This window comes from Roseateles sp. FW305-36 (assembly GCF_058787015.1).
Genome location: NZ_JBYSZK010000004.1, coordinates 189,095 through 215,565, shown reverse-complemented (window position 1 = coordinate 215,565; position 26,471 = coordinate 189,095). Strand labels below are relative to the sequence as shown.

Here is a 26,471-nt window from a genome sequence, read left to right as displayed (position 1 = left end):
GCGTGCACGTGTGATCCGTCCGGCCCGGGCGCCTTGGTGGTGCCTGGCCGGGGCGGCGCTGGCACACCTCGCGCTGCTCGCCTCCGGGGCGCAGGCGCTGGACGACTGGAAGCGCGAGCTGCTGCAGGCCAGGCCCGCCGACGCGCCGGCGGCGCTGAAGGTCCGGGTCGTGGCCGAGCCCGCCGCCGTGACGGCGGTACCGGTCGAAGAGCCGCCGTCGCTGGCGGATGCCAACTCCGTTCCGGCTCCGGCGCCGGTGCCACCCGAGCCTGCGCTTGCCCCTTCGCCGCCACCCCAGGTGCCGGTCGTCGAGCCGCCCGTCTATGTGCCGCGGGCGCTGCTCAGCGTGGGGCCGGTGGCGCGCACACCGGTGCTGCTGCAGTGGCCGCCCAATTGGCCCGTGCGGCGGTCCTACACGGCCATCCTGAGGCTCTACCTGGATGAGCAGGGCAAGGTCGAGCGGGTCGAGCCCGACGGCGATGCCGCGTTGCCCGAAGCGCTGTTCGAGACGGCGCGGCAAGCCTTCATGGCGACCGACTTCAGCCCCGGGCAGCTGAATGGCCAGGCGGTCCGCTCCTGGGTCCGCATCGAGGTGAACTTCGAGTCCGGGAAGGCCGGCCCTCCCCCCTGAAGACCGGGCGCGCGGGAAGGCTTGGTGTTTCCCCTATCATGGCGCCCTTTCTCCCGCCCGGCTTTGGCCTGATCGCGTGAATTCCTCGGCATCTGCTCCCCTGATTGAATTGCGCAACGTCAGCGTTGGCTACGGCGACCGCGTGATCCTGGACGGCGTCAACCTGAAGCTGCAGCGCGGCAAGGTGCTGGCGCTGATCGGCACCTCGGGCGGCGGCAAGACCACCGTGCTGCGCCTGCTCGGCCGCCAGCTGCGCCCCATGCATGGCCAGGTCTTGTTCGACGGCCGGGATCTGGCGCCGCTGAGCCTGGACGCCCTATACGCCGTGCGCCGGCGCATGGGCATGCTGTTCCAGTTCGGCGCCCTGTTCACCGATCTCAGCGTCTTCGAGAACGTCGCTTTCCCGCTGCGCGAGCACACCGACCTGCCCGAGGCCATGATCCGCGACCTGGTGCTGATGAAGCTCAATGCCGTCGGCCTGCGCGGCGCGCGCGACCTGCTGCCCAGCGAGATCTCGGGCGGCATGGCGCGGCGCGTGGCCCTGGCCCGTGCCATTGCGCTGGACCCCGACCTGGTCCTGTACGACGAGCCCTTCGCCGGCCTGGACCCGATTTCCCTCGGCGTGGCCGCCCGGCTGATCCGCGACCTGAACGACGCGCTGGGCCTGACCAGCATCATCGTCTCGCACGACCTGCACGAGACCTTCGAGATCGCCGACGAGGTGGCCATGGTGGCCAACGGCCGCGTCGTGGCCCAGGGCACGCCGGACGAGCTGCGCCACAGCGACGACCCGCTGGTGCGCCAGTTCGTGGGTGCCCAGGCCGACGGCCCGGTGCGCTTCCATCAGCCGGCCCAGCCGGTGGCCGAGGATTTCGGGGTGACGCGATGATGAGCCTGGCCGCCCATGTGGGACTCGGCGTGCGCCGGCTGCTTGCCGACTGGGGCGCTGCCGCCCGGTTGTTCTGGGCGCTGCTGGCCAATTCGCCGCGGGCCCTGATGCGTTTCGTGCTGGTGCGCGAACAGCTTTTCTATCTGGGCAACCGCTCGCTGCTGATCATTGGCGTGTCGGGCCTCTTTGTCGGCTCCGTGCTGGCCCTGCAGGGCGACTACGCATTGCAGCGCTATGGCTCCCGTGAGGCGGTCGGCCTGCTGACCGCGCTCAGCCTGGTGCGCGAGCTGGGGCCGGTCGTCACGGCGCTGCTGTTCGCCGGTCGCGCCGGCACGTCGCTGACCGCCGAAATCGGCCTGATGAAGGCCGGCGAGCAGCTCACCGCCATGGAGATGATGGCCGTCGATCCGGTGCAGCGCGTGCTGGCGCCGCGCTTCTGGGGGGGGCTGATCGCGATGCCCTTGCTGGCCGCGGTCTTCTCGGCGCTTGGCATCATGGGCGGATGGCTGGTCGACGTGCCATTGCTGGGCATCGATGCCGGCGCTTTCTGGTCGCAGATGCAGGGCGGCGTCGACGTGTTCAAGGATGTCGGCAACGGCGTCGTCAAGAGCCTGGTGTTCGGCGTGACGGTGACCTTCATCGCGCTGCTGCAAGGATATGGTTGCCGGCCGACGCCGGAGGGCGTGTCGGCCGCGACCACGCGCACTGTCGTGGTGTCGTCGCTGGCCGTGCTGGCGCTGGACTTCATGTTGACCGCCATGATGTTTTCGATTTAGGGAGAAGGAAGGATGCAATCCTCTCGTTATGACGCCTGGGTGGGCTTGTTCGTGCTGATCGGTGGCGCGGCCCTGTTGTTCCTGGCGCTGAAGGCCGGCAATCTGCTGAGCCTGAATTTCGATGCCACCTACCAGGTGTCGGCGCGTTTCGACAATATCGGTGGCCTCAAGCCCAATGCGGCGGTCAAGAGCGCCGGCGTCGTGGTCGGTCGCGTCGAGTCCATCAACTTCGACGACAAGACCTTCCAGGCCAAGGTGCTGATCAATCTGTACAAGGCCACGCAGTTCCCCAAGGACAGCTCGGCCAAGATCCTGACCTCCGGCCTGCTCGGGGAGCAGTACATTGGCCTGGAGCCCGGCGCCGACGAGAAGAACCTCACCGGCGGCGACGTCATCAAGCAGACCCAGAGCGCCGTCGTGCTGGAAAACCTCATCGGCCAGTTCATCAACAGCAAGGCTTCCGACATGGGCAGCGCCCCGGCCCAGCCGGCGGCCTCGGGGAGCAAGCCGTGATGCGGGCCCTGTTCCGTTTCGTGGCCCTGCTGACGCTGGCGCTGGGCCTGGCGGGCTGCCAGACGGTCAAGGGCGTCGGTTCGCGCATCGAGCGGGCCGTCGACAAGGTCATGGGTTCCAAGGGACAGAAGCTCGACCCGTGGGAGTCGTGGAACCGCAAGGTCTTCGCCTTCAACGAGAAGCTGGACGAGAACGTCCTCAAGCCGGTGGCCACGGCCTATTCCGAGCTCGTGCCTTCGCCCATCCGTACCGGCATCGACAACTTCTTCGGCAACATCGGCGACGCCTGGTCGGCGGTCAACCTCTTCCTGCAAGGTCGTTTCAAGGCCGGTGTCGAGCAGGGCATGCGCTTTGCCGTCAACTCCACCCTCGGCCTCGCGGGCGTGCTGGACGTGGCGACCGAAGCGGGCCTGGAGAAGAACAGCCAGGACTTCGGCAAGACCCTGGGCAAATGGGGCATGGGCACGGGCGCCTACATCGTCTGGCCGCTGTTCGGCCCGTCGTCGGTGCGCGATTCGCTGGCCCTGCCGGTGGACTGGCAGGCGTCGCCGGCCGTGGTCTTCGACGACGGCCGCAAGAAGGTGGTCATCACGGCGCTGAACCTGGTCAACACGCGGGCCAACTTCCTGCGCGCCGGCGAGATGCTGGAAGGCATCGCGCTGGACAAATACACCTTTTACCGCGATGCCTATCTGCAAAGGCGCGGCAGCTTCGATGATGACGACGAGATCGAGGTGCTGGTGCCGGGCAGCGGCGCTTCGGCGCCGGCGCCTTCCGTGTCGGCTGCTGCGGCTTCGGCACCCGAGGCCGCGGCCTCCGAGCCCAGCGTGAAACGGCCCGCCGAGCCGGCCTCGGCGGCGGCGCGCTGAGCGCGTGCCAATGGTTACCAGCCGATAGCCAACCAAACCCCGGACTGGCGCGTTGAGCGCCCGTCCCGTTCTGTGAAAGCGACACCATGACCCTGCTGACTTCCCTGCGCCGCCTGCTCGCCGTGGCCACCCTTGGCCTCGTTGGCGTGCACGCCGCCCATGCGGCCGATGCCGGCGCACCCGACCAGCTGATCCGCCAGCTGTCCCTGGAAACCATCGAGGCCGTCAAGGCCGACAAGGACATCCAGGGCGGCAACGTCAGCAAGGTCATTGCCCTGGTGGATGCCAAGGTGATGCCCCATGTCAACTTCCAGCGCATGACCGCCTCTGCGGTCGGCCGCTTCTGGCGCCAGGCCACGCCCGAGCAGCAAGGCAAGCTGCAGGCCGAGTTCAAGACCCTGCTGGTGCGCACCTATGCCGGCGCCCTGACCCAGGTGAAGGACCAGACCATCGGCCTGAAGCCGCTGCGCGCCCAGCCGACCGACACCGAGGTCGTCGTCAAGACCGAGATCCGCGGCAAGGGTGACGCCATCCAGCTCGACTACCGCCTGGAGAAGGCCGGGGCCGAATGGAAGATCTACGACGTCAATGTGCTGGGCATCTGGCTGGCGGACCAGTACCGCAACAGCTTTGCCCAGGAGATCGGCGCCAATGGCATCGACGGCCTGATCAAGAGCCTGGCCGACAAGAACGCCAAGGCCAGCGCGCCGGCCGCCAAGAGCTGATCTTGAGCGGGTTGAAGCTGCCCCCGCGGCTGCGCATGGAGGGTGCCCGTGGCGCCTGGGCGCAGATGTCGCCGGCCCTGCGCGCCGAAGCCGCGCAGGTGCTCGCTGCCGCCGGCCGCGAGGTGCGGCTGTCCGCCGCCGGCCTGACGGATTTCGATTCATCGGCACTTAGCCTGCTGCTGTCCGCGGCTCGCCAGTGCAGCGAGCAGGGCGCCACCCTCAAGCTCGACGACGCGCCGGAGAAGCTGCGCGAACTGGCCCGCGTTTACGGCGTGTCCGAATTGTTCTGGGGACCAAGTCCAGCCGCACAGGCCTGATCCAGAAAAGACAAAGCCCGCCTGAACAGCGGGCTTTGTTCCCTCCGGCGGCGTCAGCGGGCGGGGGTCAGCCTGCGTAGCGCTTGGCGCGCAGGTTCTTCTTGATCTCCTGCAGCATCGGCCGCAGCTGCTGGCCCAGCTTGAGCGCCACGCCCGTGGTCAGGATGTCCACCGCGATCAAGTGCAACAGCCGCGACACCATGGGGCTGTAGCGGTCGAAGTCCTCGGGGTGGTCCACCGCCAGCAGGATCTGGCTCGGCCCCAGGGCCAGCTGCGCCAAAGGCGAGGCGCTGGCCGTGATGATGATGATGGTCGCGCCCTTCTTGCGTGCGATCTCGGCCGCGTCCAGCAGGTCGCGGCTGCGGCCCGAATTGCTGATGATGACGGCGCAGTCGCCCGGCTGCAGCATGGTGGCGCTCATCAGCTGCACATGGCCGTCGCTGGTGGCGACGGTGTTCACGCCGAGGCGGAAGAACTTGTGCTGGGCGTCCTGGGCGACGATGCCGGAGTTGCCGACGCCATAGAACTCGATGCGCTTGTTGTGGCGGGCCGAATCGGCGAGCGCCTCGATGGCGCGTTCGAAGGCATGGCTGGCCGCGTCGTTGCGGTAGTGCAGCAGGGCGGCGACGGCGTTGTCGACGACCTTGACGATGATGTCGCCCGGCTTGTCGTCCTCGTCCACCGCGCGGTGCACGAAGGGGACACCCTCGTTGACGCTGCCGGCCAGCTTCAGCTTGAAGTCGGCCAGGCCGTCATAGCCGACGCTGCGGCAGAAACGCACCACGGTCGGCTTGGACACGTGCGACCGGTCGGCCAGCTCGCTGACCGGCAGGCTGGCAAAGCTGCGCGCGTCGGCCAGCAACAGCTTGGCGACCCGCTGTTCTGCCGGAGGGAGGGCGGGCAGGGCCGCCTTGACGCGCTCGAGGATGCTCATTGTTCTTCAGCCCATGAGAAGCCGTCTCTGGCGACCAGCGCGCTCGCGGCGGCCGGGCCCCAGGAACCGGCGGAATAGGGGCGCGGACCGCTGGTGTCGGCCGTCCAGGCGTCGAGGATGGGCTCGACCCAGCGCCAGGCCTGTTCCTGCTCGTCGCTGCGCACGAACAGGTTGAGGCGGCCAGCAATCGCGTCCAGCAGCAGGCGCTCGTAGGCGCCGACGCGCTGCGTCGCAAAGGCCTTGTCGAAGTCCAGGTCCAGCGACACCGGCGTCAGCTGCTCGCCGGCGCCTGCACCCTTCTGGGCCAGCAGTTGCAGCTCCAGGCCGTCCTCGGGCTGTAGCTTGATGACGAGTCGGTTGGGTTGGCTGCCGCCGGCGAAGATCTTGTGCGGTACCGGCCGGAAGTTGACGACGATCTGGGCGTCGCGCTCGGCCAGACGCTTGCCGGTGCGCAGGTAGAAGGGCACGCCGGCCCAGCGCCAGTTGTTGATCTCGGTGCGCAGGGCGACGAAGGTTTCGCAGGCGCTGTCGGGCGGCACCTTGACCTCTTCCAGATAGCCCGGCACCGCCTTGCCTTCGATGCTGCCGGCGCGGTACTGGCCGCGCACGACGTCGCGGGCCACGCTGTCGGGCGTGAAGGGCTTGAGCGACCGCAGCACCTTGAGCTTTTCGTCGCGGATGGCATCGGCGTCGTTGCTGCTCGGCGGCTCCATGGCGATCATGGTCAGCAGCTGCAGCGCATGGTTCTGGATCATGTCGCGCAGCGCGCCGGTGCCGTCGTAGAAGGCGCCACGCGTGCCCACGCCCAGGCGCTCGGCCAGCGTGATCTGGATGTTGGCGATGCTCTCGCGGCGCCACAGCGGCTCGAACAGTGCGTTGCCGAAGCGCAGGGCCATCAGGTTCTGCACCGAGGGCTTGCCGAGGTAGTGGTCGATGCGGAAGGCCTGGCTTTCGGCGAAGACGCCGCGTACCGCGCGGTTGATCTCCTGCGCGCTGGCCAGGTCGTGGCCCAGCGGCTTTTCCAGCACCACGCGCACCTTGCCGTGGTTCAGGCCGACGGCGCCGAGCTGCTGGCAGATGCCGGTGAACAGGTGCGGGCTGGTGGCGAGATACAGCACGACGGTGTCGGCATTGCGAGCGTCCAGCCAGTCCTTGAGCCCTTGGTAGTGCTCGGGCTGTGACAGGTCCATGCGGCGGTAGTGGATCAGCGAGCCGAACTTCTCGAACTCTTCGTCCGTCGGGCGCTTGGCGCCGTCCACTTCGCGGAAGCGCTCCTTCAGCCACTCCCTGTAACGCTCGTCGGTCTGGTCGTCACGCGCGACGGCGAGAATGCGACCGCCTTCGGGCAATTTGCCATGGCGGAAGGCCTGGAACAGCGCGGGCATCAGCTTGCGCCACGTCAGGTCGCCGGTACCGCCAAAGAACACGAGATCGAAAGACATCTGCGGGGTCTCCAGGCCAGCGCCGCACAGGGGCGCTAACCGTTGTGTAACTAAGTTTCGTGAAATACTATGCAGCAGTTTCTTCGCCGGGTCAATCCGGCATGCCAGTCATGAACCAGCTCGACCAGCTCAAAGCCCTCACCACCGTCGTCGCCGACACCGGCAACTTCCTGCAGCTCGCCCAGTTCGCCCCGCGCGACGCGACGACCAATCCTTCACTGATCCTGAAGGCCGTGCAGTCGCCGGATTACGCGCCGCTGCTGAAGGAAACGGTCGAGGCCCACCGTGGCCAGCCGCTGGACGAGATCGTCGACCACGTGCTGGTGCGCTTCGGTCTCGAGATCCTGAAGGTCGTGCCGGGCCGCGTGTCGACCGAAGTCGATGCCCGCCTGAGCTTCGACAAGGCTGCATCGCTGGCTCGTGCGCGCCGCATCATCAGCCTGTACGAGGCCGCCGGCATCAAGCGCGAGCGCGTGCTGATCAAGCTGGCCTCGACGTGGGAAGGCATCCAGGCCGCCGCCGAACTGGAGCGCGAAGGCATCCACTGCAACCTGACCCTGCTGTTCGCGTTCGCGCAAGCGGTGGCCTGCGGCGAGGCCAAGGTGCAGCTGATCTCGCCTTTCGTGGGCCGCATCTACGACTGGTACAAGAAGTCGGCCGGCGCGAGCTGGGATGAAGCCGCGCAGGCTGGCGTCAATGACCCGGGCGTGAAGTCGGTGAGCCAGATCTACGCCTACTTCAAGCAGCACGGCATCAAGACCGAGGTCATGGGCGCGAGCTTCCGCAACATCGGCCAGATCCAGGCCCTGGCCGGTTGCGACCTGCTGACCATCAGTCCCGATCTGCTGGCCCAGTTGCAGGCCACCGAGGCCAAGCTGGAGCGGGCTCTCGATCCGGCCAAGTCGGCGGTCATTCCCGCCATCCATCTCGACGAAGCCGCCTTCCGCTTCGCCCTGAACGAGGACGCGATGGCGACCGAGAAGCTGGCCGAAGGCATTCGCCTGTTCGCCGTCGACGCCGGCAAGCTCGACAAGCTCATCCAGGCCGCCTGATCATGACGACACGCTGCGACCTCTCTCCCGTCTGGGCCGAACTGCAGGCCCATTACGCCGCGAGTGGTCGCGGCTTCGACATCCGCGATGCCTTCAAGGCCGACGCGGGCCGCTTCGATGCGCTGTCCTTCGAGGCGCCCGAGGTCTTTGCCGACCTCTCCAAGAACCGCATCGATGTGCCCACGCTGGCCTTGCTGGTCAAGCTGGCACGCGACTGCGGGCTGGAGGAGCGTCGGGACGCGTTGCTGCGCGGCGACCCGGTCAACCACACCGAGGGACGCGCGGTGCTGCACACGGCGCTGCGCGCGCCGGCTGGCAGCGATACGCCCTTCAACGCCGAAGTGCAGGCCTCGCTGGATGTGATGCTGGCTTTCGCCGAAAGCGTACGCCGAGGCGAGCGCGGCCAGATCACCGACGTCGTGCACATCGGCATCGGTGGCAGCGACCTCGGCCCGGCCATGGTCGTGCAGGCGCTGGAGGCCTTCCGCGCGCCCGGCATCAAGCTGCATTTCGTCTCCAACGTCGACGGCCATGACCTGGCGCCGGTGCTGCGCGGCCTTGACGCCCGACACACGCTGTTCGTCATCGCGTCCAAGACGTTCACAACGCAGGAAACGCTGGCCAACGCCCAGGCCGCGAAGGCCTGGTTCCTCGCCAATGGCGGCACGAATGTGGCGCGCCACTTCGTCGCCACCAGCAGCAACACCGCGGCCGCAGCAGCCTTCGGCATCGACACGGCCTTCGGTTTCTGGGACTGGGTGGGTGGCCGCTATTCGCTGTGGTCGGTCATCGGGCTGCCGATCGCCATCGCCGTGGGAGCCGACAATCTCCGCGCGATGCTGGCCGGTGCGCACGCGATGGACCGGCACTTCGAGACGGCGTCGATGGAGCGCAACTTGCCGGTGTTGCTCGGTTTGATCGACATCTGGTATCGGAACTTCCATGGCTTCACGAGCCGCAGCGTCGCGCCCTACCACCAGGGCCTGCGCCGCCTGCCGGCCTATCTGCAGCAGCTCGAGATGGAGAGCAATGGCAAGGGCGTGGACTTGGACGGCAATGCGCTGTCGCTGGGCACCTCGCCCGTCGTCTGGGGCGAGGCCGGCACCAACGGCCAGCACGCCTACTTCCAGATGCTGCACCAGGGCACGGACGTCATCCCGGTCGAGTTCATCGCCGTGAAGCGCCCCAACCATGGCGCCTCGGGCGAACTGGCCGAGAAGCTCGCCGACCAGCACCGCAAGCTGCTGGCCAACTGCCTGGCGCAGAGCCAGGCCCTGATGCAGGGCAAGACGGCCGCCGAGGCGCTGACCGAGAAGGCGCCCACCGCCTCGGCCACGCTCGACCGCGATGTGCTGGCCCGCCATCGCAGTTTCCCCGGCAACCGGCCCAGCACGACGCTGGTGCTGGACGCACTGACGCCGCGTTCGCTGGGCGCGTTGATCGCCCTCTACGAGCATCGTGTCTTCGTGACCGGCGCGCTGTGGGGCATCAACAGCTTCGACCAATGGGGCGTGGAGCTGGGCAAGGCCCTGTGCAACCAGCTGCTGCCGCGCCTGGACTCCGGCGACACGTCGGGCCTGGACGGCTCGACGGCTGGCCTGCTGAAGCGCCTGGTGGCGGCATGAAGATCGTCTTCGACTTCGGCGGCGTGGTGTTCCGCTGGCATCCGGCCAGCTTCCTCGCGCGCATGTGGCCGCATCGCATCGAGACGCTGGAGCAGGGCGCGGCCGCGGCGGCGACCTTCTTCCAGAACTACGGCGGCGACTGGGGCCTGTTCGACCAGGGACTGATCGGTGCCGACGAGGTGGTGCGCCGCATCTCGGCGCGCACCGGCTGGCCGCGCAGCGACGTCGCGGCGGTCGTGCGAGGCGTGCCGGATGAGCTGATGCTGATCCCGGCCACGGCGGTGCTGATCCGCGACCTGCGCGCCGCGGGGCACACCCTGCACTTCCTGTCCAACATGCCCGAGCCCTACGCGGCCCATCTGGCCAAGGCGCATCCGCTCGCCGAGTGGTTCGAGTCGGGCGTGTTCTCCAGCCATGTGAAGCAGATCAAGCCCAGCGCCGAGATCTTCGCCATCGCCGAGCGGCGCTTCGGCGTGCCGCCTCAGGAGCTGCTGTTCCTGGACGACCATCCGGCCAATGTCGACGCCGCGCTGTCGCGCGACTGGCAGGCCTTTTTGTTCACCGACACCGCCAGCGCGCGGCGTGAGCTGGTGTCGCGAAGGCTGCTCAGCGCCTGATCAATGAATCAGCGGCTCGCCGTCCGGCCCGAATTCATCGGGATCCTGGGGCGGCGTGGCCGGCACGCGGAAGGACTCGCTGGCCCAGGCGCCGAGGTCGATCTGCCGGCAGCGTTCGCTGCAGAAGGGCCGCCATTTGTTGCTGGGCGCGAACACGCTGTCGCCCCCACATTGCGGGCAGCGCACCAGGCGCTCGCCCTGATCGTTCGTCTTCATGAGTGCTTCACTGGCTCGTCACTGGCACAAGGCGAGCTCGAAGCCGCTGTCTTCGGCGGCCAGCTTGAGCCGGCCCTCCTCGTCCTGGCGCATCAGGCGAATGGAGACCATCAGCCGGTGGCCGGAGATCTCGGGAATCAGCCCCAGGCTGGGGTCGATGCGCATGCGCAGCAGCTGGTAGACGCGGCCGGCGGGCAGGCTTTGCTGGAACTGGCCGGCCGTGGCCGCCACCTTGTGCGGCGTGCCGGAGTCGCGCAGCAGGCCAAGCAGCACCTGCAGGGCCTCGGCCAGCGGCATCAGCGTCTGGGCCCAGGTCATCAGGTCCTTTCGGCGGCGCACCGGCAGCAGTTGCTGCCAGTTGTAGTAGGCCGGCAGGTCGAATTCACACGTGCCGCCGGGAATGCTGATGCGGCTGCGGATGCTCATCAGCCACTCGTTGCCGGTGAGGGCCGCGCCGGCCTTGCCGGCCAGTGCGTTCAGGCGACCGAAGGCGCCGTCGATGCGGGCGACCACCTCGTCCAGGCGCGCTTCGTCGACACCGGGGCTGCCGCGGTAGCTGACGAACTGGGCCTTGTGCTTCTCGAGCTCCTTCAGCAGGTCGCTCTTGAGGTCGGCGCGCGAGGCGACGTCCATGATCTCGAACAGCGTGACCAGGGCGAAGTGATGGTCCAGCGCGGGTTCGCGCGACATCAACGTACCGAGACGGTCGAACAGATGTTCGAGGCGAAGCATCGTGCGGATGCTTTCGTTGAACGGGTACTCGTACAGGACCAAGGGGGCCTCGGGATGGACTGCTATCAGGGCCGGGCGATTGTTCCACAGCCCCAGCGCGCGGCCAGGTCGACAACCTCGTTTCTGAGCGCAACAAGGGGCAGGCCGTCGTTCAGCAGCACCACGTCAGCGGCGGCGCGTCGGGCCTCGCGCGTGGCCTGGGCGGCGAGGGCGCCCGCGACGCGTTCCTGAGTCCAGCCCGGGCGTTGCAGCACGCGCTCGATCTGGGTCTCCGTCGAGCAGTCGACGACGATCACGCGCGCCAGGCGCGGCCGCCAGCGCCCGGACTCGACGAGCAGGGGCACGTCGAAGACGATGAGGGCTGCCTTGGCGGCGTCGGCCTGGGCGAGGGCTTCGGCGGTGATCAGCGGGTGCAGGATGGCCTCGAGGCGGCGCTTGGCACTCGTGTCGGAGAAGGCGAGGGCGCGCATGCGGTCGCGGTCCAGGGCGCCGTCCGCGCTGACGAAGTCGGCGCCGAACTGCTGGCGAACAGCCGGCATGGCAGCGCCGCCGACTGCGGTCAGCGCGCGGGAGATGGCGTCCGTGTCGACGATGGCCGCACCGGCCTCGCGCAGAAAGCCTGAGACGGTGCTCTTGCCGCTGCCGATGCCGCCGGTCAGGCCGACCCTCATCGCGCCTGCGTCAGGCCCAGCCGAGCCAGCCCATCACCGTGCTCTGGCCTGCGAACAGCACGACCAGGCCGCCGCCGGCCAGGAAGGGGCCGAAGGGCACGTAGCGGCCTTCGCGCAGGCCGGCGTTCATCTTCATGATGATGCCGATGACGGCGCCGATGGCCGAGGCGCCGAGCACGATGGGCAGGATCATCTGCCAGCCCAGCCAGGCGCCCAGCGCGGCCAGCAGCTTGAAGTCGCCGTAGCCCATGCCCTCCTTCTTGGTGAGGAGCTTGAACACCCAATAGACCGACCACAGCGACAGATAACCGGCCAGCGCGCCGACCAGGGCCTTGTCCAGCGGAATCGTCCAGCCCATCAGCGCGGCGGCGAGGCCGGCCCACAGCAGGGGCTGGTTGATGGCGTCTGGCAGCAGGGTGGTGTCCCAGTCGATCATGGCCAGCGCGATCAGGGCCGCGACGAAGCCGCACCACAGCAGCGTCGTCGGTTGGGCACCGAAGCGCCAGGAGAGGGCCGCGAAGGCGATGCCGGTGACCAGCTCGATGAGGGGATAGCGCTTGGAGATCGGCGCCTTGCAGTTGGCGCATTTGCCGCCCAGGCGCAGCCAGCCGATGACGGGCAGGTTTTCGTGCCAGCGCAATTGATGGCCGCAGTGCGGGCAGCGCGAGCGCGGCGCCGCGAGGGTGAAGGGCGGCAGGGCCTCGATTTTCGTGCCGTAGGCGTCGACCGCCTTGGCCAGCTTTTCCGCTTCGGCCGCGGGCACGCCGGCGACGCGCGCCATGACCGGCGCATCGGTCAGCTGCGCGGCCGACTCATGCAGCCACTGCCGCTCCAGCATCGCCGGCAGGCGATAGATGACGACGTTCAGGAAGCTGCCGATGCACAGACCGAAGATGCCGAGGGCCCAGGGCGACAGCAGCTGGCTGTAGTCCACCGTCATCAGACCACCTGGCCGAGCTTGAAGATCGGCAGGTACATGGACACGACGATGCCACCGATGATGGTGCCCAGGATGACGATGATGAAGGGCTCCATCAGGCTGGACAGGGCCTTGACCGCTTCGTCCACCTCGTCTTCATAGAACTCGGCCGCCTTGGCCAGCATATGGTCCAGGGAACCGGATTCCTCGCCGATGGCGGCCATCTGCAGCACCATGGTCGGGAAGATGGCCGTCGTCTGCATCGACGTGGTCAGCGCCGAGCCGGTGGAGACGTCGCGCTGGATCTGCTCGGTCGCTTCCTGGAACACGGCATTGCCGGAGGCGCCGCCGACGGAGTCCAGGGCCTCGACCAGCGGCACGCCGGCCGCGAACATGGTCGACAGCGTGCGGGTCCAGCGTGCGATGGCGGACTTGTACATGAGATCGCCGAACACCGGCACCTTCAGCAGCAACCGGTCCATGCGCTTTTGCATGGGCACGGAGCGCTTCCAGGTCTGCAGGAAGAAATAGATGCCGCCGCCGATGCTGCCGAAGATAAGCCACCAGTAGGAGACGAAGAACTTCGACATCGCGATGATGAAGAGCGTCGGCGCGGGCAGGTCGGCGCCGAAGGACTTGAAGACGTCCTCGAAGGCCGGCACGACGAAGATCATGATGACGGCGACGACGACGAAGGCCACCACCATGACGGCGATGGGGTAGGTCAGCGCCGACTTGATCTTGTTCTTGATGGCGACCGTTTTTTCCTGGTAGACCGCCAGACGGTCCAGCAGGGCTTCCAGGATACCGCCGGCCTCGCCCGCCTCGACGAGGTTGCAATACAGGGCGTCGAAGTACATCGGGTGCTTGCGGAAGGCCGACGACAGGCTGGTACCCGTTTCCACGTCCTGGCGGATGTCGTTCAGCAGTCGCGTGAGACGCGGATTGGTGGCGCCGCGGGCGACGATGTCGAAGGCCTGCAGCAGCGGCACGCCGGCGCGCATCATCGTCGCCAATTGACGCGTGAAGACGGCGATGTCCTTCTGCTTGATCGCGCTGCCACCGCTGGCGCGGCGCTTCTTGACCTTGCTGACCAGGATGCCCTGGCGGCGCAGGGTCGCGCTGACCATGGCCTCGCCGCCGGCGCGCAACTCGCCCCGGACGATCTTGCCGTTGCGGTCCTTGCCCTCCCACTCAAAGACGAAGTCCTTGACGCCTTTTGCTGCAGCAGCGGTGGCAGTGGCCATGCGTTTCCCTCGAGTCTGTTTATTCGTTGGTGGCCGACAGGACTTCTTCCAGCGTCGTCACGCCGATGCGCACCTTCACCAGACCGAACTGGCGCAGGTCCCGCACGCCGTCCTTCTTGGCCTGCTCGGCGATGTCCATCGCCGTTCCCTCAGCCAGGATGATGCGTTGGATTGCCTCGGTGATCGGCATGACTTGGTAAACGCCAACACGGCCGCGGTAACCATTTGTGCAACTGCTGCAGCCCACGGCACGGTAGGGCTTCCAGCTGCCGTCGAAGTCGTCTTCGGCGAAGCCCGCCTTCAGCAGTGCGTCGCGCGGGTAGTCGGCCGGCGCCTTGCAGTTCTCGCAGAGGCGCCGCACCAGGCGCTGGGCGGTGATGAGCAGCACGCTGGACGCGATGTTGAACGGCGCCACACCCATGTTGAGCAGGCGGGTCAGCGTCTTGGGGGCGTCATTGGTGTGCAGCGTCGACATGACCATATGGCCCGTCTGCGCGGCCTTGATGGCGATGTCGGCCGTTTCCAGGTCGCGGATCTCGCCGACCATGATGATGTCGGGATCCTGGCGCAGGAAGGACTTCAGTGCGGCCGAGAAGTTCAGGCCCGCCTTGTCGTTGACGTTGACCTGGTTGATGCCGGGCAGGTTGATTTCAGCCGGGTCCTCGACGGTCGAGATGTTGACGCCCGGCTGGTTCAGGATGTTCAGGCAGGTGTAGAGCGACACCGTCTTGCCGGAACCCGTCGGGCCGGTCACCAGCACCATGCCGTAAGGGCGATAGATGCAGGCGAGCAGGCGTTCCTTCTCGATCTTCTCGTAGCCCAGGGCATCGATGCCCAGCTTGGCCGACGACGAATCCAGGATACGGATGACGATCTTTTCGCCGAACAGCGTGGGCAGGGTGCTGACGCGGAAGTCGATGGACTTGGCACCGAACTTCAGCTTCATGCGCCCGTCTTGCGGAATGCGCTTCTCGGCGATGTCCAGCCGCGAGATCACCTTGATGCGCGAGGCCAGCTTGTCCTTGATGGCGATGGGCGGCTGCGTGATCTCGCGCAATTCGCCGTCGACGCGGAAGCGCACACGGTAGTGATATTCGTAGGGCTCGAAGTGCAGGTCGGACGCGCGCAGATTGATGGCGTCGACCAGCATCTTCTGCAGGAAGCGCACGACGGGCGCGTCCTCGACGTCGGCCAGCTCGGCCGCCTCCTGCTGCGGCGTCGCGTCTTCCTCGGCGATGTCGAAGTCGAAGTCGCCGCCGGCGATGCTCTCCAGCGACTCTGTCGCCGTCGCACCGCTGCTGGTCAGCATCTTGGCGAGCTTGTCGTGCTCGACGATGACCCATTCCGGCTGCAGCTGGGTGGCGAACTTGATGCGCTCGATGACCTCGAGATCGGTGGGATCGGCGCCGCCCACGAAAAGACGATTGCCGCGCCGCGACAAGGCGACGACCTGGTATTGCTGCGCCAGCTTGCCGTCGATGACGTTCTGCGGCATGCGCTGCGGATCCATCGCGGACAGATCCAGCAAGGGCAGGGCGAGGGCGCTCGACAGGGTGTGCGCGAGGTCGACCGGAGAGACCTGTCCGCTCGCGATGACCGCGTTGACGAAGCTGGTCTTCTTTTCCCTCGACAGCCGGACGAGATCTTCGGCAGCCTTGGCCTGGAGCTTGCCGGCATGCACCAGCATGCGCGCAACCCCCGAAAGGGAAGACTGAAGCGGCTCAGCGAGCGGGGTTTCCACAGGTGGTTGCGTCGACGACGGAAGGAGCGAAGTCCACCGATTGTGCCAGCCGCCGGCCAGCCTAGAAGCAAACGATTTCCAGGGATAACGTCAGGATTTCAGGCCGTTTGGTACGGCAACCAGGCCATTTGAAGCTTTGGCCAGCTTTGGCCGTTTGCACCGCCCTCATCCCGAGGGCGTGACTCTGAAGACTTGGTCGGGGTGAGAGGATTCGAACCTCCGGCCTCTACGTCCCGAACGTAGCGCTCTACCAGGCTAAGCTACACCCCGATTTGTCTTCCGTTGAACGTCTCGCTACGAGTGGCGCTCAACCGACTGAATTGCGAATTCTAGCAGAGATTCGGTCCACTTGTTCGGAGGCAGATGGCTGAGGCAGTCGGCGGCCTGCCGCGCCTCGGTTCGGGCAGCCTCCCGGGTCGATTCCAGGGCGCCGGTCGAGCGCACGATGGCGACGATCTCCTGCAGCTTTTCCTGCTCGCCTTCCTCGATGGCATGGCGCAGCAGGGCGCGCTGATCGGGCATGGCGCGCTCCATGGCGATCAGCAGCGGCAAGGTCGTCTTGCCTTCACGCAGGTCGTCGCCGATGTTCTTGCCCAGCTCGAGGGCATCGCCCTCGTAGTCCAGCACGTCGTCGATGAGCTGGAAGGCCGTGCCCAGCGCGCGGCCGTAGGCGGCGCAGGCCTCCTCGACTTCCGACGAGGCGTTGGCGAGCACGGCACCCAGGCGTGCGCTGGCTTCGAAGAGCTTGGCCGTCTTGAAGCGGATCACGCGCAGATAGCTCTCCACCGTGATGTCCGGGTCATGCATGTTCATCAACTGCAGGACCTCGCCCTCGGCGATGACGTTGGTCGCCTCGGCCAGCACCTCCAGCACGCGCATGCGGTCGACCGAGACCATCATCTGGAAGGCGCGCGAGTAGAGGAAGTCGCCGACCAGCACGCTGGCGGCGTTGCCGAACAGCGCGTTGGCCGTCGGCTTGCCGCGGCGCAGCGACGACTCGTCGACGACATCGTCGTGCAGCAGCGTCGCCGTGTGGATGAACTCGACGACGGCCGCCAACTCGAAGCGCGCCGGCTTGTCGAAGCCCAGCGCATTGGCGAACAGCAGCACGAGCTTGGGCCGCATGCGCTTGCCGCCGGCATGCACGATGTAGTGGGCGATCTGGTCGATCAGCGCGACGTCTGAGGAGAGGCGCTGGGCGATGACGGCGTCGACCTGGGCCATTTCGGCGGCCAGCCGGGCGAGAACCTCGGCAACTTGGGATGGGGGCGAGGCAGTCTCGACGCGCACTCTGGACTCTCAGGCAAGGGATGGCTCATTATAGAAACGGCTCCCACCCGCCCCGACCGAGGCTGGGGCCTGCGGCTTGTCGTGGGGCTTGCAAGCGTCGGCTCAAGGGGGCGATTGCCTTCGCGCCAAACCTCAGGGTATACTCGCGGGCTCTTTGCAATTCGTGCGTCCTGGGTGTTGAGCTCAGTGTGCGTTTGCCGAGAGACCAAAACCGACAAAAAGGCCCGACGAGGGCGGCGGCGCGGAGCGAAAGCTGAGCGTCAAGCCGCTGGAGCCGGGTGAATGCACCCCCAAGGTGCGGAAGGATGAATATGTACGCGGTCATCAAAACCGGCGGCAAGCAATACAAGGTTGCTGCTGGCGAAAAGATCAAGGTCGAGCTGCTCGACGCGGAAGTTGGCGCTGAGGTCACCCTCGACCAGGTGCTGGCAGTTGGCAGCGGTGACGGCCTGACGGTCGGCGCTCCGCTGGTCGCCGGCGCTACGGTCAGCGCCAAGGTCGTCAGCCACGGCAAGCACGACAAGGTTCGCATCTTCAAGATGCGCCGTCGCAAGCACTACAAGAAGAGCCAGGGCCATCGCCAGAACTTCACCGAGCTGGAAATCAGCGCGGTCAACGGCTGATCCCATCTTCTTTCGCTAATTTCTAGGAGCTAAACATGGCACAGAAAAAGGGCGGCGGTTCTACACGGAACGGCCGCGACTCCAAGCCCAAGATGCTGGGCGTCAAGGCTTACGGCGGTGAACTGATCTCCGCGGGTTCGATCATCGTTCGCCAGCGCGGCACGAAGTTCCACCCCGGCGTCAACGTCGGTATCGGCAAGGACCACACGCTGTTCGCGCTGGTCGACGGCCACGTGAGCTTCACCACCAAGGGCGCCAACAGCCGTTCGACGGTTGTCGTGACCCCGCTGGCCGCCTAAGGTCGGCAGTTCGGGCGACAACATCGCCCGACACTCCAAGCCCCGGCTCGCCGGGGCTTTGTCATTTCTGAAGTCTGCTGCGCCACACGACGGCACGCCAGATCCAACCCAGCCATTACGATGGCCAATCCGCCATGAAATTCGTTGACGAAGCCACCATCGATGTCGCCGCCGGTAACGGTGGCGCAGGCTGCGCGAGCTTTCGCCGCGAGAAGTTCATCCCCTTCGGCGGACCGGATGGCGGCGATGGCGGCAAGGGCGGCAGCGTCTGGGCCGAGGCCGATCGCAATCTCAACACGCTGATCGACTACCGCTACGCGCGCCGCCACGAGGCGCGCAACGGTGAAGCCGGCCGGGGCTCCGATTGTTTCGGTGCCGCTGCTGACGACATCGTGCTGCGCATGCCGGTCGGCACCATCATCACCGACCTCGAGACCGAAGCCGTCATCGGCGAACTGCTCGAGCCGGGCGAGCGCATCCTGCTCTGCAAGGGTGGCGACGGCGGCTTCGGCAATCTGCATTTCAAGACCTCGACCAACCGGGCGCCGCGCCAGAAGACGCCGGGCTGGCCGGGCGAGATCAAGAAGGTGCGCCTGGAGCTGCGCGTGCTGGCCGATGTCGGCCTGCTGGGCCAGCCCAACGCCGGCAAGTCGACGCTGATCACGGCGGTGTCCAACGCCAAGCCCAAGATCGCCGACTACCCCTTCACGACCCTGCACCCCAATCTGGGCGTCGTGCGCGTCGCGCCGGAAAAGAGCTTCGTCGTCGCCGACATCCCCGGCTTGATCGAAGGCGCCGCTGAGGGGGCGGGTCTCGGCCACCAGTTCCTGCGCCATCTGCAGCGCACCCGCCTGCTGCTGCATGTCGTCGACCTGGCTCCCTTCGACCCCGAGGTCGATCCGGTCAAGGAAGCCAAGGCCATCGTGGCCGAGCTGAAGAAGTACGACCCCGAGCTGCACGCCAAGCCGCGCTGGCTGGTGCTGAACAAGCTGGACATGGTGCCCGAGGAAGAACGCGCCGCGCGCGTGAAGGACTTCATCAAGCGCTACAAGTGGAAGGGGCCGGTCTTCGAGATCTCGGCCCTGACCCGCCAGGGCTGCCAGCCGCTGATCCACGCCATCTACGACCACGTCGCCGCCGAGCAGCGCGTGATCGAAGAGCGCGATATCCGTTTCGACTCGCCTGAGTCCCCCAACGCCACAGAATGACCCTGCTCTCCAGCGCGCGCCGCATCGTTGTCAAAGTCGGTTCCAGCCTCGTCACCAACGAGGGCCGCGGCGTTGATGCCGAAGCGATCGCGAACTGGAGCCGTCAGCTGGCGACGCTGGCGGGCGAAGGACGCGAGCTGGTCATGGTGTCCAGCGGTGCCATCGCCGAGGGCATGAAGCGCCTCGGTTGGGCAACGCGCCCCAAAGAGTTGCATGAGCTGCAGGCCGCGGCGGCTGTCGGCCAGATGGGGCTGGCCCAGATGTACGAGAGCCAGCTCAGCGCCCACGGCCTGCACAGCGCCCAGGTGCTGCTGACCCATGCCGACCTGGCCGACCGCGAGCGTTATCTGAATGCCCGCTCGACACTGCTGACGCTGATGGCGCATCGTGTGCTGCCCGTCATCAACGAGAACGACACCGTCGTCAACGACGAGATCAAGTTTGGCGACAACGACACCCTGGGTGCCCTGGTGGCCAATCTCGTCGAGGCCGATGCCCTCGTCATCCTGACCGACCAGCGTGGCCTGTACTCGGCCGACCCGCGCAAGGACCCCAACGCCCGCTTCATCGACACGGCCCAGGCCGGCGACCCGGAGCTGGAGCGCATGGCGGGCGGTGCTGGTTCCAGCATCGGCCGCGGCGGCATGCTGACCAAGATCCTGGCCGCCAAGCGCGCGGCCGGCAGTGGTGCCGGCACCGTCATTGCCTGGGGGCGCGAGCCCGACGTGCTGCTGCGCCTGGCGCGTGGCGAGTCCATCGGCACGGCCCTGCTGGCGGCCACGCCCAAGCTGGCGGCGCGCAAGCAGTGGATGGTCGATCACCTGCAGCTGCGCGGCTCGGTCAAGGTCGATGCCGGCGCGGTCGTCAAGCTGCGCGACGAGGGCAAGAGCCTGCTGCCCATCGGTGTCGTCGAAGTGCAGGGCGGCTTCCATCGCGGCGACGTCATCGCCGTGCAGACGGCCGAAGGCGTCGAGCTGGCGCGCGGCCTGGCCAACTATTCGGCGTCGGAAGCACGGCTGATTGCTCGCAAGCCGTCGTCGGAGTTCGAGGCACTGCTCGGCTATGCCGCCGAACCCGAACTCATCCACCGGGACAATCTCGTCCTCCGGTGAGGACGAGATTGCGGCGAAGCCACAACTTGGTACTTGGTTGAGTCAGCTCGGCGGCTCGCCATCCGGCGGCGTCACCGCCGCCTCCAGTGGCACCGGCCCGCTACCGGTATCCAGTGGCATGGGCCCGCTGTTGCGCTCGCGATGCGCCGGCCGCATGCCAGCCCGCAGATAGCGGTTGTGATGGTTGATGCGCGGCAGATAGCGCGCCAGTTCAGTCAGCGCCATTTCATAGACGCCGCGCTTGAACTCGATGACGGCCTCCAGCGGCACCCAGTACTCGTTCCAGCGCCAGGCGTCGAACTCGGGGTGGTCGGTGGCGCGCAGATTCATGTCGCAGTCGCGGCCCACCATCTGCAGCAGAAACCAGATCTGTTTCTGGCCGCGGTAATGGCCGCGCGCGTCGCGCCGGATGAAGTGCTCGGGCACCTCGTAGCGCAGCCAGTCGCGGGTCCTCGCGATGATGCGCACATGCTCTGGTGTGAGCCCCACCTCTTCGTGGAGCTCTCGGAACATCGCCTGCTCAGGCGTTTCACCGTGCTTGATGCCCCCTTGCGGGAACTGCCACGAGTGCGTCCGGATGCGTTTGCCCCAGAAAACCTCGTTGCGCTGGTTGAGCAGGATGATGCCGACGTTGGGGCGGAAGCCTTCACGGTCGAGCATAATCAACCTCAAATCTCTAGTTGGTTCGATTATTGCATCGGGCCGCGATTGCGCCAGCGCCCTCGCTAACCCGAAGATTTGCCCCTGTTTTGCTGTGACTTCGGCCGGGTTTTCACCCGGCCTTCGCATTTAGTACCGCCCATGAAAGCCTCCCAGTTCTTCATCTCGACCCTCAAGGAAGCGCCCGCCGACGCGGAGATCGTCAGCCACAAGTTGATGATGCGCGCCGGCATGATCAAGCGCCTGGGCGCCGGCATTTACAACTACATGCCGATGGGTCTTCGCGTCATCCGCAAGGTCGAGAAGATCATTCGCGAGGAGATGGACGCGGCCGGCGCGGTGGAGTGCCTGATGCCCGTCATCCAGCCCGCCGAGCTGTGGCAGGAGACCGGCCGCTTCGACAAGATGGGCCCCGAACTGCTGCGCGTGAAGGACCGCCACAACCGCGACTTCATCGTCCAGCCGACGAGCGAGGAAGTCATCACCGACATCGCCCGCCAGGAGCTGCGTTCCTACCGCCAGCTGCCGAAAAATTTCTATCACATCCAGACCAAGTTCCGTGACGAGCGCCGTCCGCGCTTCGGCCTGATGCGCGGCCGCGAGTTCACGATGAAGGACGCCTATTCCTTCGACCGTGACGTCGAGGCCGCCGGCCGCAGTTACGACAATATGTACGCGGCCTACGGTCGGATCTTCGAGCGCTTCGGTCTGGAGTACCGCGCCGTGGCGGCCGACACCGGCGCCATCGGCGGCGACCGCTCCCACGAGTTCCAGGTCATTGCCGAGACCGGCGAAGACGCCATCGTCTACTGCCCCACCAGCGATTACGCCGCCAACATGGAGCTGGCCGAGGCCGTGGCTCTGCTGCCCGCGCGCGGCGACGCGCTGCAGACCCTGGCCAAGACACCCACGCCCGGCAAGGCCACCTGCGCCGAGGTCGCGCTGCTGCTGAACCTGCCGCTGGCCCAGACCGTCAAGTCGCTGGTGCTGGCCACCGACGAACTGGACAAGGACGGCAACATCACCAAGACCCAGGTCTGGCTGCTGCTGGTGCGCGGCGACCATGAGCTCAACGAGGTCAAGACCGGCAAGGTCGAAGGCCTGAAGAACGGCTTCCGCTTCGCCACCGTCGGCGAGATCGAGGACCACTTCGGCTGCAAGCCGGGCTACCTCGGCCCCATCGGCTTGAAGAAGCCCGTCAAGGTCATCGCCGACCGCACCGTCGCCGTCATGAGCGACTTCATCTGCGGCGCCAACGAGGCCGACTTCCACCTGACCGGCGTGAACTGGGGCCGTGACCTGCCCGAGCCCGATCTCGTTGCCGACATCCGCAACGTCGTCGCCGGCGATCCGTCGCCCGATGGCAAGGGCCTGCTCGCCATCCAGCGCGGCATCGAGGTCGGCCATGTCTTCTATCTCGGCACCAAGTATTCGGCCGCGATGAACGCGACCTTCCTGGACGAGAACGGCAAGCCCAGGCTGATGGAAATGGGCTGCTACGGCATCGGCGTGACCCGCATCCTGGGCGCCGCCATCGAGCAGAGCCACGATGCCCGCGGCATCATCTGGCCGGACAGCATCGCGCCGTTCACCGTCGTCGTCTGCCCCATCGGTGCCGACCGCAGCGCCGAGGTCAAGGCCGCCGCCGACAAGCTCTACGAAGAACTCAAGGCCCTGGGCGTGGACGTGCTGCTGGACGACCGTGGCGAGCGCCCCGGCGCGATGTTCGCCGACTGGGAGCTGATCGGTGTGCCGCATCGCGTCGTGCTGGGCGACCGCGGCCTGAAGGAAGGCCAGGTCGAATACCAGGGCCGCCGCGACGAGGCCGCGACCAAGCTCGGCGTCAACGACCTGGTTGGCCATCTGAAGGGCCTGCTCAAGCTTTGAAGCGCCGGCTTCTCCTGTCCAGCCTGCTTGCCGCGCCGCTGGCAGCGCGGGCGGGCGCGCAGGTCGAGGAGCCGCTGGCGGATTCGATGCGCTCGGCCCTGAGCGCCTCCATCGCCCAGAGTGCCCCACCGCGTCCGAAGTTCGAGGCCAACCAGATCGACGAGCGCATGGCCTATCTGCGCTGGCTGGGTGCCATGAGCGAGCGGCTGAAGAAGCGCCTGAGCGAGACGCAGATCCGCATCGAGTTCCTCGAGACGGTCTGGTACGAAGCCAAGCGCGCCGGCCTTGAGCCCAGTCTGGTGCTGGGCCTGGTGCAGGTCGAGAGCGGCTTTCGCAAATACGTCATCAGCATCGCCGGCGCGCGCGGCTATATGCAGGTCATGCCCTTCTGGACCCAGCTGATCGGTGACGGCGACGCCGCGCGCCTCTTCCACATGCAGAGCAATCTGCGCTTCGGCTGCGTCATCCTGCGGCACTACCTGGATCGCGAGAAGGGCGACATGTACCTCGCCCTGGGCCGCTACAACGGCAGCCGCGGTCGGCCGGAGTATCCGAACGCGGTGTTCGCCGCGCGGCGCCAGTGGCTGCTGCCCGGCGAGAAGTGAAGGGCCGGTAAAGGCCTCAGGGTTGACCCGGCGTGGCTTGTGGCTGGGGCCTGTCGGGGCGTTAGGCTCGATGGTTTCGTCCACAAGACAAGCCTGCTCATGCCCGCTGCAAAACCTGCCGTCAGACGCTTCGCGCCTCTCCTGCTGTCGACCCTGCTGGCCACCAGCCTCAGCTGGGGCCAACAGCCCGCGGACAACCCGCTGTTCAAGCCCAGCCCGCTGCCGCTGCAGTACCCGCAGTTCGACAAGGTCAAGGACGAGCATTTCGGTCCGGCCCTGGACAAGGGCATGGCCGAGCAACTGGCCGAGGTCCAGGCTATCGCCGACAACGCCGCCGCGCCGACCTTCGCCAACACCATCATCGCGATGGAGCGCAGTGGCCGCCTGCTGCGCCGCACCAGCACGCTGCTGTACAGCCTGATCGGTGCCGACGCCAATCCCGCGCGCCAGCAACTGCAGACCGATTACGCCGCCAAGCTGGCCGCCCACCGCGACGCCATCCAGCTCAACCCCAAGCTGTTCGCCCGCATCGAGACCCTGTACGCCGCGCGTGACAAGGCCGCGCCCAATGCCGAAGCCAAGCGCCTCATCGAGCGCTATCGCCGCGACATGGTGCGTGCCGGCGCCTTGCTGAACGAGGAGCAGAAGGCCCGCATGAAGGCCCTCAACGCCGAGCTGGCGACGCTGGGCGCAAGCTTCAACAAGGCCGTGCTGGCCGAGGTCAACGACTCGGCCATCGTCGTCGACAGCGCCGAGGAACTGGCCGGCCTGACACCAGCCCAGATCGCCGCTGCTGCCGAGGTCGCCAAGAAGCGCGGCCTGGAAGGCAAATACGTCCTGACGCTGCTCAACACCACCATCCAGCCGCAGGAGACCAATCTTCAGAACCGTGCCGTGCGCGAGCGCCTGCACCGTGCGTCGGTCGCGCGCGGCAGCCGCGGCAATGCCAACGACACCACGGGCATCATTGCCCGCGTGATCGCGCTGCGCCAGGAGCGCGCGGCCCTGCTGGGCTATGCGACGCCGGCTGCCTTCGTGCTGGAGGAGGAGACCGCCAAGACGGCCGATGCCGTCAACGCCATGCTCGGCAAGCTGGGCCCCGCCGCCGTCGCCTCGGCCAAGCAGGAAGCGGCCGAGCTGCAAAATCTCATCGACGCCGACCAGTCGGCCAGGCAGCAGACCAGCTTCGACCTGCAACCCTGGGACTGGAGCTACTACTCGGAGAAGCTGCGCGCCGCCAAGTACGGCTTCGACGAGAGCCAGCTCAAGCCCTATCTGGAGCTGACCAGCGTGCTGGAGAAGGGCGTCTTCTTCGCCGCCCACCAGCTCTACGGCATCAGCTTCAAGCGCCGCACCGACCTGCCGGTCTACCGCGACGACGTGCGCACCTACGACGTCTTCGACACCAACGGCAAGCAGCTGGCCATCTTCATCGCCGACCTCTATGCCCGCCCGAGCAAACGCGGCGGTGCGTGGATGAACGCCTACGTCAACCAGAACCCGCTGGAAGGCACTTCGCCCGTCGTCGCCAACCACCTCAACATCCCCAAGCCGCCGGCCGGCGAGCCGACGCTGCTGACCTGGGACGAGGTCAACACCCTCTTCCACGAATTCGGCCATGCCCTGCACGGCATGTTCAACAAGGGCCGCTACCCCAGCCTGGGCCGCGTGCCGCGCGACTTCGTCGAGTACCCCTCGCAGGTCAACGAGGTCTGGGCCGACTGGCCGAGCGTGCTCGCCAACTACGCCAAGCACTACCAGACCGGCGAGCCCATGCCGCGCGAGCTGCTGGACAAGGTGTCGCGCGCCAAGCGCTTCAACCAGGGCTACATGACCCTGTCTTACCTGAGCGCGGCCATCGTCGACCAGCGCCTGCACCAGCTCAAGGCCGGCGAAGTTCCGGCGGCCGACGGCGTCATGGCCTTCGAGGCCAAGGTGCTGAAGGACGAGGGCATCGACTTCGGCCCGGTGCCGCCGCGCTACCGCCTGCCTTACTTCAGCCACATCATGGGCGGCTACTCGGCCGGCTACTACGCCTACATCTGGAGCGAGGTGCTGGACGCGGACACCGTGGAATGGCTGAAGTCCAACGGCGGCCTCAAGCGTGCCAACGGCGATGCGCTGCGCGCCAAGCTGCTGTCGCGTGGCGGCAGTGAGGACGCGATGGTGCTGTTCCGCAACCTCGTCGGCCATGAACCCGACATCAAGCCGCTGCTGGAACGTCGCGGCCTGGTGGTGCAGAAGCCTTGATGGGGCACCGGGCTCGTCAGGCGCTGGCCGCCAGCGAGCCCGGATAGGTCAGCGAGCTCGATGTCGACGAGATGGAGAACACCACGCTGGTGCTGCTGCTCTGCTGCATCAGCGAGGTGTAGAGCGACATCACGCCGCCGGCCGAGCGGGCCAGCTTGGCGGCCTGGGAGATGGCGGCGTTCTGCTGGATGGTCGTCGACAGCTTCATCGCCTCTTTCGCCTGGTCGGCGATGCGGTTGGCAAAGCTGGGCTGGCTGGTGTCGGCCTTCAGGAAGGCCTTCATCGCCGCCTTGTCGTCGTCGGAGCCGTTGAAGGCCACGCTGCCGTCGCTGTTCACCGAGATGTCGACGGCACCGCTGAGGTGGACGCCGGCCTTGTCCAGGGCAGCGCGCAGGTCGGTGCCCAGTTTCTTCTGGGCGGCGTCGAGCTGATGGTTGGCTGCCGACGACTTCGCCGTGCCGGCCGCGCGCTGCAGCGCGGCCTGAGCCGCCTGCGAAGTGATCGAGTTGTCTTTGGTGCGCGCGTTGGCGGCCGTCTTGCTGTTGGCCGTCGAGTTGTCGAGGCCCGGCGTCGACAGATAGTTGAGCAGCGAGGCATTGAGACCCGTCACCACGGCGTTCC

The 26,471-nt window shown here is 66.9% G+C and carries 28 protein-coding genes and 1 tRNA gene; 17 read left to right on the top strand and 12 right to left on the bottom strand.

Going from position 1 to position 26,471, the window contains the following annotated elements:
- Positions 1-10: 10 nt before the first annotated feature.
- The 7 genes from AC3WOE_RS09600 (at position 11) to AC3WOE_RS09570 (ending at position 4,720) form a co-directional block, all read left to right on the top strand.
- A complete protein-coding gene (locus AC3WOE_RS09600) occupies positions 11-631 on the top strand; it encodes an energy transducer TonB (protein ID WP_492690022.1) in 621 nt (206 codons plus the stop codon).
- A 103-nt stretch (positions 632-734) separates the two neighbouring features.
- Positions 735-1,520: an ABC transporter ATP-binding protein gene (locus tag AC3WOE_RS09595; RefSeq protein WP_492690320.1), complete on the top strand. Its 786-nt coding sequence runs from the start codon at positions 735-737 to the stop codon at positions 1,518-1,520.
- On the top strand, positions 1,517-2,296 hold the full coding sequence (gene mlaE, locus AC3WOE_RS09590; RefSeq protein ID WP_492690020.1) for a lipid asymmetry maintenance ABC transporter permease subunit MlaE: 780 nt from the start codon (positions 1,517-1,519) through the stop codon (positions 2,294-2,296). Before AC3WOE_RS09595 ends, mlaE begins: the two co-directional genes overlap by 4 nt.
- 12 nt (positions 2,297-2,308) lie before the next feature.
- Entirely contained in the window at positions 2,309-2,809 is a 501-nt protein-coding gene (gene mlaD, locus AC3WOE_RS09585) for an outer membrane lipid asymmetry maintenance protein MlaD (protein WP_492690018.1), read from the top strand.
- Positions 2,809-3,678, top strand: coding sequence for an MlaA family lipoprotein (locus AC3WOE_RS09580; RefSeq protein ID WP_492690016.1), 870 nt, complete (start codon positions 2,809-2,811; stop codon positions 3,676-3,678). Before mlaD ends, AC3WOE_RS09580 begins: the two co-directional genes overlap by 1 nt.
- Before the next feature lie 86 nt (positions 3,679-3,764).
- Positions 3,765-4,403, top strand: a complete 639-nt coding sequence (locus tag AC3WOE_RS09575; protein ID WP_492690014.1) for an MlaC/ttg2D family ABC transporter substrate-binding protein — start codon at positions 3,765-3,767, stop codon at positions 4,401-4,403.
- A 2-nt stretch (positions 4,404-4,405) separates the two neighbouring features.
- A complete protein-coding gene (locus tag AC3WOE_RS09570) occupies positions 4,406-4,720 on the top strand; it encodes an STAS domain-containing protein (RefSeq protein WP_492690012.1) in 315 nt (104 codons plus the stop codon).
- Positions 4,721-4,787: 67 nt separating this feature from the next.
- Here AC3WOE_RS09570 and AC3WOE_RS09565 read toward each other — a convergent pair whose 3' ends face one another.
- Both AC3WOE_RS09565 and zwf read right to left on the bottom strand, forming a co-directional pair.
- Positions 4,788-5,648 (bottom strand): MurR/RpiR family transcriptional regulator, encoded by an 861-nt coding sequence (locus AC3WOE_RS09565; protein ID WP_492690318.1) that lies wholly within the window; start codon positions 5,646-5,648, stop codon positions 4,788-4,790.
- Between the two features lie 2 nt (positions 5,649-5,650).
- Positions 5,651-7,096, bottom strand: a complete 1,446-nt coding sequence (gene zwf / locus AC3WOE_RS09560) for a glucose-6-phosphate dehydrogenase (RefSeq protein WP_492690010.1) — start codon at positions 7,094-7,096, stop codon at positions 5,651-5,653.
- Between the two features lie 110 nt (positions 7,097-7,206).
- Between zwf and tal the strand changes: the two genes are divergently transcribed.
- Genes tal through AC3WOE_RS09545 form a run of 3 tightly spaced genes read left to right on the top strand, consistent with a single transcriptional unit; the run spans position 7,207 to position 10,390 of the window.
- Entirely contained in the window at positions 7,207-8,148 is a 942-nt protein-coding gene (gene tal, locus AC3WOE_RS09555; RefSeq protein ID WP_492690008.1) for a transaldolase, read from the top strand.
- 2 nt (positions 8,149-8,150) lie between these two features.
- Positions 8,151-9,773 carry a glucose-6-phosphate isomerase gene (gene pgi / locus AC3WOE_RS09550; protein WP_492690007.1) on the top strand — a complete coding sequence of 541 codons (1,623 nt, stop codon included), beginning with the start codon at positions 8,151-8,153 and terminating at the stop codon, positions 9,771-9,773.
- Positions 9,770-10,390 carry an HAD family hydrolase gene (locus AC3WOE_RS09545; RefSeq protein ID WP_492690006.1) on the top strand — a complete coding sequence of 207 codons (621 nt, stop codon included), beginning with the start codon at positions 9,770-9,772 and terminating at the stop codon, positions 10,388-10,390. Before pgi ends, AC3WOE_RS09545 begins: the two co-directional genes overlap by 4 nt.
- On the opposite strand, the gene AC3WOE_RS09540 is transcribed toward AC3WOE_RS09545, so the two are convergent.
- The 8 genes from AC3WOE_RS09540 to AC3WOE_RS09505 form a co-directional block, all read right to left on the bottom strand.
- Complete coding sequence (locus AC3WOE_RS09540; RefSeq protein WP_492690004.1) at positions 10,391-10,606, bottom strand: DNA gyrase inhibitor YacG; 216 nt, start codon at positions 10,604-10,606, stop codon at positions 10,391-10,393.
- Positions 10,607-10,624: 18 nt separating this feature from the next.
- On the bottom strand, positions 10,625-11,380 hold the full coding sequence (gene zapD, locus AC3WOE_RS09535) for a cell division protein ZapD (RefSeq protein ID WP_492690003.1): 756 nt from the start codon (positions 11,378-11,380) through the stop codon (positions 10,625-10,627).
- Positions 11,381-11,403: 23 nt separating this feature from the next.
- Positions 11,404-12,009 carry a dephospho-CoA kinase gene (coaE, locus tag AC3WOE_RS09530; RefSeq protein ID WP_492690001.1) on the bottom strand — a complete coding sequence of 202 codons (606 nt, stop codon included), beginning with the start codon at positions 12,007-12,009 and terminating at the stop codon, positions 11,404-11,406.
- Positions 12,010-12,019: 10 nt separating this feature from the next.
- Positions 12,020-12,949, bottom strand: coding sequence for a prepilin peptidase (locus AC3WOE_RS09525; protein WP_492690000.1), 930 nt, complete (start codon positions 12,947-12,949; stop codon positions 12,020-12,022).
- A complete protein-coding gene (locus AC3WOE_RS09520; RefSeq protein WP_492689998.1) occupies positions 12,949-14,175 on the bottom strand; it encodes a type II secretion system F family protein in 1,227 nt (408 codons plus the stop codon). The genes AC3WOE_RS09525 and AC3WOE_RS09520 overlap by 1 nt, the downstream gene beginning before the upstream one ends.
- A gap of 19 nt (positions 14,176-14,194) precedes the next feature.
- Positions 14,195-15,862, bottom strand: a complete 1,668-nt coding sequence (pilB, locus tag AC3WOE_RS09515) for a type IV-A pilus assembly ATPase PilB (protein WP_492689996.1) — start codon at positions 15,860-15,862, stop codon at positions 14,195-14,197.
- A gap of 247 nt (positions 15,863-16,109) precedes the next feature.
- A tRNA-Pro gene (locus AC3WOE_RS09510) sits at positions 16,110-16,186 on the bottom strand.
- 24 nt (positions 16,187-16,210) lie between these two features.
- The gene (locus AC3WOE_RS09505; protein WP_492690316.1) at positions 16,211-17,140 is read right to left on the bottom strand and encodes a polyprenyl synthetase family protein; all 930 of its coding nucleotides are present in this window, start codon (positions 17,138-17,140) and stop codon (positions 16,211-16,213) included.
- Positions 17,141-17,517: 377 nt separating this feature from the next.
- On the opposite strand from AC3WOE_RS09505, the gene rplU reads away from it, so the two are divergent.
- From rplU to proB, 4 genes are all read left to right on the top strand, one after another.
- Positions 17,518-17,829, top strand: a complete 312-nt coding sequence (gene rplU, locus AC3WOE_RS09500; protein WP_492690314.1) for a 50S ribosomal protein L21 — start codon at positions 17,518-17,520, stop codon at positions 17,827-17,829.
- Positions 17,830-17,864: 35 nt separating this feature from the next.
- Positions 17,865-18,128, top strand: a complete 264-nt coding sequence (gene rpmA, locus AC3WOE_RS09495; RefSeq protein ID WP_492689994.1) for a 50S ribosomal protein L27 — start codon at positions 17,865-17,867, stop codon at positions 18,126-18,128.
- Between the two features lie 134 nt (positions 18,129-18,262).
- A complete protein-coding gene (gene obgE, locus AC3WOE_RS09490; RefSeq protein WP_492689992.1) occupies positions 18,263-19,336 on the top strand; it encodes a GTPase ObgE in 1,074 nt (357 codons plus the stop codon).
- Positions 19,333-20,448, top strand: coding sequence for a glutamate 5-kinase (gene proB / locus AC3WOE_RS09485; RefSeq protein WP_492689991.1), 1,116 nt, complete (start codon positions 19,333-19,335; stop codon positions 20,446-20,448). The genes obgE and proB overlap by 4 nt, the downstream gene beginning before the upstream one ends.
- A gap of 42 nt (positions 20,449-20,490) precedes the next feature.
- Here proB and AC3WOE_RS09480 read toward each other — a convergent pair whose 3' ends face one another.
- Positions 20,491-21,108, bottom strand: coding sequence for an RNA pyrophosphohydrolase (locus AC3WOE_RS09480; protein ID WP_492689990.1), 618 nt, complete (start codon positions 21,106-21,108; stop codon positions 20,491-20,493).
- Between the two features lie 141 nt (positions 21,109-21,249).
- On the opposite strand from AC3WOE_RS09480, the gene AC3WOE_RS09475 reads away from it, so the two are divergent.
- The 3 genes from AC3WOE_RS09475 (at position 21,250) to AC3WOE_RS09465 (ending at position 25,850) form a co-directional block, all read left to right on the top strand.
- Positions 21,250-22,995 (top strand): proline--tRNA ligase, encoded by a 1,746-nt coding sequence (locus AC3WOE_RS09475; protein ID WP_492689988.1) that lies wholly within the window; start codon positions 21,250-21,252, stop codon positions 22,993-22,995.
- Positions 22,992-23,600 carry a lytic transglycosylase domain-containing protein gene (locus AC3WOE_RS09470; RefSeq protein WP_492689986.1) on the top strand — a complete coding sequence of 203 codons (609 nt, stop codon included), beginning with the start codon at positions 22,992-22,994 and terminating at the stop codon, positions 23,598-23,600. The genes AC3WOE_RS09475 and AC3WOE_RS09470 overlap by 4 nt, the downstream gene beginning before the upstream one ends.
- A gap of 99 nt (positions 23,601-23,699) precedes the next feature.
- Positions 23,700-25,850 (top strand): M3 family metallopeptidase, encoded by a 2,151-nt coding sequence (locus tag AC3WOE_RS09465; RefSeq protein ID WP_492689985.1) that lies wholly within the window; start codon positions 23,700-23,702, stop codon positions 25,848-25,850.
- A gap of 16 nt (positions 25,851-25,866) precedes the next feature.
- On the opposite strand, the gene AC3WOE_RS09460 is transcribed toward AC3WOE_RS09465, so the two are convergent.
- Positions 25,867-26,463 carry a hypothetical protein gene (locus AC3WOE_RS09460; RefSeq protein ID WP_492689984.1) on the bottom strand — a complete coding sequence of 199 codons (597 nt, stop codon included), beginning with the start codon at positions 26,461-26,463 and terminating at the stop codon, positions 25,867-25,869.
- Positions 26,464-26,471 lie beyond the last annotated feature (8 nt).